Source organism: Thermoflexus sp., from assembly GCF_034432235.1.
Taxonomy (GTDB): domain Bacteria; phylum Chloroflexota; class Anaerolineae; order Thermoflexales; family Thermoflexaceae; genus Thermoflexus.
In genome coordinates this window covers 1-7,541 of the sequence record NZ_DAOUCJ010000088.1, presented here as the reverse complement: position 1 = coordinate 7,541, position 7,541 = coordinate 1, and the positions used below count along the sequence as shown (strand labels likewise).

Sequence of the window (7,541 nt, the reverse complement as noted above, 5' to 3'; positions counted from 1 at the left end):
TCATTCGACACGCCATGCGTTCACAACGGAATCAACCCCCGTATAATGCGAGCTCCGGGCCTGTGCCTCCCTCGAACGGCCATGGTCGGACCTGCCCGTTTGGGGAGAGGAAGCGATCCGCTATAATGGCCATGTCGGAACCTGGGGAGAGAAAACCCATGCCGGATCATCCGGAGAGCGCCCCCTTTCCGAACCTGGATCGCCTAACGGAGATCTTCGGGAAATATCCCCAGATCGAAGCGGTTTACCTCTTCGGCTCCGCTGCCGAGGGCCGCCTGCATGCGGAGAGCGACCTGGATCTGGCTATCCTGGTGCGCCGGGGGTTCCCGCGGCCGGACCTTCTATCGCTGCTGGCCGACCTCGCCCGCCACGGCTTCTGCCGGGTCGATGTGGTGTTCCTGGACACTGAGGATATCCTCCTGAAGTTCGAAGCGGTCCGCCACAACCGGATCATCTACCGGACCGATGATTTCGATCCCGGGGCCTTCTTCTCCCGCGTTGTGCGCCAGTATCTGGATTTCGTCCCCTACCTGCGGGTGCAGCGGGAGGCTTACAAACGGAGGATCCTCCATGGTTCGACCGGAAGTTCTTCAACGTCGACTTCGCAAGCTGGATGAATACCTGGAGATCCTGCGCCGTCTGCGACGCTACCACTTTGAGGAATTTATTCAGGACCCCGAGCGCTATGGCAGCGCGGAGCGCTTTCTGCAGCTCGCCATCGAGGCCCTCCTGGACATGGGCAACCATGTCATCGCTGATCTCGGCCTGGGGGAAGTTCGATGGTATAGCGACATTCCAGCGATTCTGGCTGAACGGGCCGGATTGGAGCCTGAGCTGAAAGAGAAATGGATACGCATGATCGGGTTTCGCAATATCCTGGTCCATGAATACATGGAAGTGGATCGCCGGATCGTTTACGAAATCCTTCAAACCGGCCTGGAAGATCTCGAGCGGTTGCGGAGATTTTTCGCTGCTTTTCTGTGACAGGCCTCTGGATAGGGAAGGAGGAGAGATGCGCCTGATCTTCTTCGCTGGAGCTTTCCATGCGCCGCTGGAACGGATGGGGTGAGCACTCGGTGACCGTCCCTCTACCCTCTTCCGCCCTTCAGTTCCTGGAGGAGCAGCTCGGGCCGGGAACCCCACCCCGGGATTGCACGCTGGAAGAAGCGCTGGCCGGCATCCCGCCTTCCCGCCTCCCCCCTCATCCCCTCATCCGGACGGATCCGGAGATCCGGCTGCATCACGCGGCCGGCCAGGGCCTTCCAGACTGGATCGCCCTCCGCAGCGGGCGAATCCATGCGCCGGACGGGGTGGCCTTTCCCGAAACGAATGAGGAGGTGCGCGCCCTGCTGGCCTACGCGGAGATGGTGGGCGCGCGGGTGGTGCCTTATGGCGGCGGCACCAGCGTGGTCGGGCATGTGCGGGTGCTCCCCGATCCCCGTCCCGCCCTCGTCATCGATCTCCAGCGCATGAACCGTCTCCTCGGGCTGGACCCGGTGAGCGCTCTGGCCACCTTCCAGGCAGGCATCCGGGGCCCGGATCTGGAGGCTGCGCTGCGCGCCCAGGGCTTCACGCTGGGGCACTACCCGCAATCGTTTGAATACTCGACCCTGGGGGGCTGGGTGATGACCCGCTCCGTCGGCCAGTTCGCCCTGGGCTATGGGCGCATCGAGGATCTCTTCGTCGGCGGGCGGGTGGAGACCCCAAAGGGGCCGCTTGTTCTTCCCGTCTTCCCGCCTTCCGCAGCTGGTCCCGATCTCCGCCATCTGGTCCTGGGTTCGGAGGGCCGGATGGGGATCCTGACGGAGGCCACGCTGCGGGTGCGCCCGCTCCCGGAGGCCGAGGCGTTCCAGACCTTCTTCTTCCCGGGGTTCCCGGAAGGCCTGGCCGCGATCCGGGAGATGGTCCAGGCCGGGCTGCCGCTCACGATGCTCCGGCTGAGCACGCCGGAGGAGACCCGGGTCACGCTGCGCCTGACGGGGCGCAGGCGGCTGGTCCGTTGGCTGGAAGGCTGGCTGCGCCTGCAGGGATTGGGGGGAAACCCCTGCATGCTTCTGGTCGCCGCCGCCGGGTCGCGCCGGGTGGTCCACGCAGCGATGGCGGAGGCTCATCACATGGCCGCGCGGCACGGAGGCCGATCCATGGGGAGTCTTCTCGCCCGGGAATGGCTTCGCCAGCGGTTCCGCTCGCCCTACCTGCGCAACACCCTGTGGGAGCTCGGTTACGCGGTGGACACGCTGGAGACGGCCGTGATCTGGGCGCGGGTGCCCCGCATGGTCGCCGCCATCGAGGAGGCGTTGCGCCGCGGTCTGGCGGATATAGGGGAACGCGTGTATGTGTTCAGCCACATCTCGCATGTCTACCCGCATGGGGCTAACGTCTACACCACGCTGATGTTCCGCCTGGCTCCGGACCCGGAGGAGAACCTGGAGCGCTGGCGGCGTCTGAAGCAGGCCGCCAGCGAGGCGATCCTGCGGCTAAAGGGGACGAGCAGCCATCAGCATGGGGTCGGAGTGGATCACCAGCCTTACCTGGAGGCGGAGAAGGGAACGCTCGGCCTAGCCATCCTGCGCGCTGTCTTCCAGACGGTGGACCCCCACGAGCGGATGAATCCGGGCAAGCTGGTGGGGTCTTCATTTTCCGGGAACGGGCGCGAACTCGCCCGGGGATGAACCGGTGAAAGTCCCTTCGGGGATGAGCCGATGCCCCTGAACCGCGAAGAAGGCTGGCTTCGACTCCACGAGCCCTGGGATCTCCTCATCATCGGCGGCGGGATCACGGGGGCCGGGCTGCTGGAGGAGGCAACGCGCTGGGGATTCCGCGCGGTGCTGCTGGAGCAGCATGACTTCGCCTGGGGCACCTCCAGCCGGTCCGGGAAGATGGTCCACGGCGGGCTGCGCTACCTGCGCCATGGGCAGGTCCGCACCACCTGGCGTTCCGTGCGGGAGCGCGAACATCTCCTGCGCGCCTTCCCCGGCCTGATCCAGCCTCTGAATTTCCTGATACCGCTCTACCGGGAGGATCCCCTCGCTCGAGCAACGCTGGCCATCGGGCTCTGGATTTACGACAGGTTCGCGGGCCGCCGAAACCACCACTACCTCTCCCGGGAGGCGCTGCTCACCCTGGCCCCCCATCTCCGGGCGGAAGGTCTCCAGGGGGGCTATCGCTACGGGGATGCCCTCACCGACGACGCGCGGCTGGTGCTCCGGTTGATCCAGAACGCCGTCCGCCGGGGCGCCGTGGCGCTGAATTACGTCCGGGTAGAAGGCTTCCTGCAATCGCGATCCGGAGCCATTGAGGGGATCATGGCCCGGGATCGGATATCCGGCCGGGAGATCGAGGTGCGGGCCCGAGCGGTCGTGAACGCCACGGGCGCATGGGCGGATCAGCTACGGGGAAAACTGCATCGGCCGCCGCGGCTGCGGCTCCTGCGGGGCAGCCACCTGCTGATCCCTGGCTGGCGGCTTCCCCTCGCCCAGGGGGTGATCCTCCTCCATCCCCGGGATCACCGGCCGCTCTACGTGCTCCCATGGGAGGGCATGACGCTGGTCGGCACCACCGATGTGGATCACCACCACGATCTGGAGGCCGAGCCGGCGATCCAGCCGGAGGAGCTGGATTACCTGTTGCTCGCCCTGCAGCGGGCGTTCCCCTCCCTGGATCTTTCCGCCTCGGACGTTACGGCCACTTTCTCCGGGGTGCGGGCGGTCATCGGGACGGGACGACAGCCGCCCTCCCGGGAGCCGCGGGATCACGCGGTGTGGGAGGAAGAGATCCTGACCGTTACCGGAGGGAAGCTCACCACCTTCCGGGTGATGGCGCGGGATGCGCTCCGGGCCCTTCGGCGGCGCCTGCCCGCGCCCTCCCCACGGTCCCCGGAACCGGTGGGGCCCGAAGTTCGCGAGGCCGCCCAGGCCCTGGCCGAGCAGTTCGATCCGGCCCTCTGTCTCCGCCTCAGCAGCCGTTACGATCCCGAACTGCTCCCGGCGTTCCTCCAGGCTCCGTCCGAAGAGCAGGAGCGCATCCCCCGGACCGATTTGCGATGGGTTGAGATACGATGGATCATTGCCCATGAGGCGGTGGTCCATCTGGATGACCTGCTGTTGCGGCGGACCCGCCTGGGCTTCCAGCTGCCGGAGGGGGCGCTTCCCTTCCTGGAACGCCATGGCTCCCGGCTCCGGGCGATGCTGGGCTGGGATGAGAAACAGTGGGCCCAGGAAGTCGAGCGCTACCGGCAGATCTGGAGGAACGCTTACCAGCCGCCCACGTGATCCATCCCAGCCCTGAGTTATTCCATTTTCCTGAGGAGCGCAGATGATGGCCTCGACCGTTTCGGCGGCGGAATCGGCGCCGGTCCATGCGATCCCCCTTGTGCAGGGGTTTACGCCGGATCATCCGCCGGATTACGGGGAGATCCTGCGTTGCACCCACTGCGGGCTCTGCCTGAACCAGTGCCCCACCTTCCGCGTGCTGGGCTGGGAGCCGGATTCCCCCCGCGGGCGGATCTATCTGATGCGGGCAGTGGCGGAGGGGCGCCTGGAGCTGAACCCTGATTTCCGGGAACATATGGAGGTCTGCCTCGCCTGTCGGGCATGTCAGACGGCCTGCCCGGCCACGGTGCAATTCGGCCGCCTGGTGGAAGCTGCCCGCTGGCAGATCCGGCAGGCCCTGCCCATCTCCCCCGGGGAGCGATTGCTGCGAGCCCTGGTCTTCGGCCTGATCCTCTCCCACCCGTCCTTCCTGACCCTCCTCGCCCGCGGGCTCTGGCTGTATCAGGCCGCCGGGATCCAGCGGATGATCCGAAAAGCCGGCTGGCTGCACCGCATGCCCCGCGCGCTCCAGACGATGGAGAACATGCTGCCGGATCGGATCCCGGCGCGCGGGATGGTCACCGGCCGGGTGTTCCCGGCGATCGGGGAGCGACGGGGACGCGTCGCCCTGCTGGCCGGATGCGTCATGCGCACCCTGCTGGCCCCCATCCAGGAGGCCACCATCCGGGTCCTCACCCGCCAGGGGTTCGAGGTGGTGATCCCCCGTGGCCAGGTCTGCTGCGGTGCCCTCCACGTCCACGCCGGGGAGCGACGTCGGGCCCAGGCCCTGGCCCGCCGGAATCTCACGGCCTTTCTGCGAGAGGAAGTGGATGCCATCCTGGTCAACGCCGCCGGCTGTGGGGTGGCGATGAAAGAGTATGGCGAACTCCTGGGCGATGATCCCCGGTGGGCGGAAGCCGCCCGCGCCTTCAGCGCGAAGGTGCGGGACGTCACCGAGTTCCTGGACGCGGCAGGCCTGCGCCCTCTCCCCCGACGCCTATCCGGGCGGGTGGTCTACCAGGATCCATGTCATCTGGCCCACGGCCAGGGGGTTCGCGCGCAACCCCGACGGCTGCTCCGGGCGCTTGGCCTGACGGTGATTGAACTGCCCGATGGGGATCTCTGCTGCGGCAGCGCGGGGATCTACAACATCACCCATCCGGAGATCGCCAACGCTCTGCTCGAGGAGAAAGTAGCTCAGATCCGCCGGATTGCGCCCGATCGGGTGGTGACTGCCAACGCCGGGTGCATGCTGCAGCTCGCCATGGGCCTGCGGCGGGCCGGGATCCCGATCCCTGTCCAGCATGTAGTGGAGCTACTGGATGAAGCCGGGGGAGATTCCCCATCGGGGGCTGGAACCTGAGGAGGGGCAGCCCCCGCTGCAATTACCTGTGCCGGAGAGAGAAGGAGAGCTGAAAGCTTCTGGTCCGATGCCTAGCTTTCCAAAAATTCCCGCGCTTCACCGGAGAGGGGCATTTCCACCTGTATCGCTCTCGCCTCGATCATCTCAGCCAGAAGCCCGGCTCTGGCGATCTCCTCTGTAACTTCCGCCGGAATAACGATAGGGGCCCCCTCCGAAAAATTCCCTGATCAGCTCCAGGCGCTCGATCTTCAGGAAGGCGCTGAGGAAAGGGGACAAAGCGTTTCGAAGGCTATCCCGAGCGGCGGAGGAACCGCGCCGGATGCCGGATCCGATGCGTGGTTCCACCGGTGGGGATCACACTGATCGAGCCATCAACCTCCAGAACCGCCATCTCCACATCCCGGATATCGGTTACTCCATGCTCCCGCAGGGCCGTCTTCAGGAGCTCCACATCCAACCCTTCTCGCCGGAGGTTATGCTCCAGCACCTGGCCGTGCAGCACCAGCAAAGTAGGTGTCCCCTCCAGCAGGATCCGCAGCGGCCGCCATCGGAGGCGCCCATACGCCACGGCGGCGTTCAGGGTCAGCAGGACCCCCGCCGCCAAGAGCCCCCCGGTCAGGGAGGTATCGGGCCCGACCATAGCGTTCTGAACCGCATTGGCCAGCAACAACAACAGCACCAAGTCGAAGAACGTCATCTGGCCGATCTCCCGCTTTCCGCTCAGGCGCAGGCCGATCAGGATGACCAGATAAACGACCATGGCACGGATTGCGATCTCCCATGCCGGCACCATCGGGTTCAGCATCTTAACCTCCTATCGTCAGCGGCAGGATCAGCATAAAACAGCTTCCCTCCCCAGCCCGGCTCTCCACATCCAGGCGCCCGCCGTGGGCCTCCACGATGGTCCGGGCGAGGAACAATCCCAGCCCCAGGCCCGGGCGACCTTCCTGACGGCCCCGGTAGAATGGCTCGAAGAGGCGCGGCAGGTCCTCCATGGGGATCCCTGGGCCGGTGTCCTGAACACAAATCCAGACCTCCCGATCCCGGACCTCCGCGCGGAGGGTGACCGATCCCCCTGCCGGCGTGAACTTGATGGCATTATCCACCAGATTCTCCAGCGCCTGGGCCAGTCGCTCGGGATCCGCTTGGATCGCGGGAAGATCCGGGGGGATCTCCTCCTTCCAGTGCAGGGCTCTCTCACGGGCCATTTCAGCCCAGAGGGCCGCGCGTTCTCGAAGCCATGGCGTCAGCGTGAGGAGACGCCGCTGCAGAGAGAGGGGGCCAGCGGCATGGCGATAGAGCTGCGTGAGGTCCTCCAGCAAGCGGGTCAGCTCAGTGGTCGCCTGCGACATCCCCTGCAGCAGCTCCCGACGGAGAGTCGGGTTTTCCATCGCCCCTCCCTGAAGGGCATGGAAGGCTGCCCGGAGCGCGCCGATCAGCCGGCCGAATTCATGAACAACGCTTCGCAGCAGCAAGCGGCGCGCCTCCTCCAGCTCGACCCGCCGTCGTTGAAGCCGGTTGAAAACCCGGATCAGCTGACGCACTTCCTGGGGTCCGCTTTCCGGCAAGGTCACCGCGGGCCCTTCCAGCGGGGCCTCGGCGATGGCCCGGGCGACTTGCTGGAGCGGGCGGCTTAAGGACTGAGCCAGAATCCAGCCGAACAGCGCGCTCAAGAGCAATCCGACCCCCAGCGTCCCCAGCACCAGACGACGAACCCGCTGGAATCCTTCCGTGACGTCGGGCAAACGGTGCAGCAGCCGCACATACCCCAGGCGGACCCCCTGGTCGTTGGTCACCGGGACCAGAACATCCAGGATGATATCCGAATCCGTTCCCCGGAGAGCGGCCTGCCACACGATTTCTCCCTG

The 7,541-nt window shown here is 66.2% G+C and carries 7 protein-coding genes; 5 read left to right on the top strand and 2 right to left on the bottom strand.

Annotation, left to right across the window (positions count from 1 at the left end; all coding sequences use genetic code 11):
* The first annotated feature begins 158 nt into the window (after positions 1–158).
* From mntA to VAE54_RS11075, 5 genes are read left to right on the top strand one after another with little or no spacing between them, the layout of a single operon-like run.
* The gene (mntA, locus tag VAE54_RS11095) at positions 159–617 is read left to right on the top strand and encodes a type VII toxin-antitoxin system MntA family adenylyltransferase antitoxin (protein ID WP_322802030.1); all 459 of its coding nucleotides are present in this window, start codon (positions 159–161) and stop codon (positions 615–617) included.
* Positions 571–984: a type VII toxin-antitoxin system HepT family RNase toxin gene (hepT, locus tag VAE54_RS11090; RefSeq protein ID WP_322802029.1), complete on the top strand. Its 414-nt coding sequence runs from the start codon at positions 571–573 to the stop codon at positions 982–984. The genes mntA and hepT overlap by 47 nt, the downstream gene beginning before the upstream one ends.
* Positions 985–1,043: 59 nt before the next feature.
* Complete coding sequence (locus tag VAE54_RS11085; protein ID WP_322802028.1) at positions 1,044–2,672, top strand: FAD-binding oxidoreductase; 1,629 nt, start codon at positions 1,044–1,046, stop codon at positions 2,670–2,672.
* Between the two features lie 30 nt (positions 2,673–2,702).
* Entirely contained in the window at positions 2,703–4,271 is a 1,569-nt protein-coding gene (locus VAE54_RS11080; RefSeq protein WP_322802027.1) for a glycerol-3-phosphate dehydrogenase/oxidase, read from the top strand.
* A 46-nt stretch (positions 4,272–4,317) separates the two neighbouring features.
* Positions 4,318–5,673: a (Fe-S)-binding protein gene (locus VAE54_RS11075; protein WP_322802026.1), complete on the top strand. Its 1,356-nt coding sequence runs from the start codon at positions 4,318–4,320 to the stop codon at positions 5,671–5,673.
* Between the two features lie 289 nt (positions 5,674–5,962).
* Here the strand turns inward: VAE54_RS11075 and VAE54_RS11070 are convergent, their stop codons facing one another.
* Complete coding sequence (locus tag VAE54_RS11070) at positions 5,963–6,478, bottom strand: DUF421 domain-containing protein (RefSeq protein WP_322802025.1); 516 nt, start codon at positions 6,476–6,478, stop codon at positions 5,963–5,965.
* 1 nt (position 6,479) lies between these two features.
* On the bottom strand, positions 6,480–7,541 hold a 1,062-nt coding region (locus VAE54_RS11065), incomplete at its 5' end, for a HAMP domain-containing sensor histidine kinase (protein WP_322802024.1).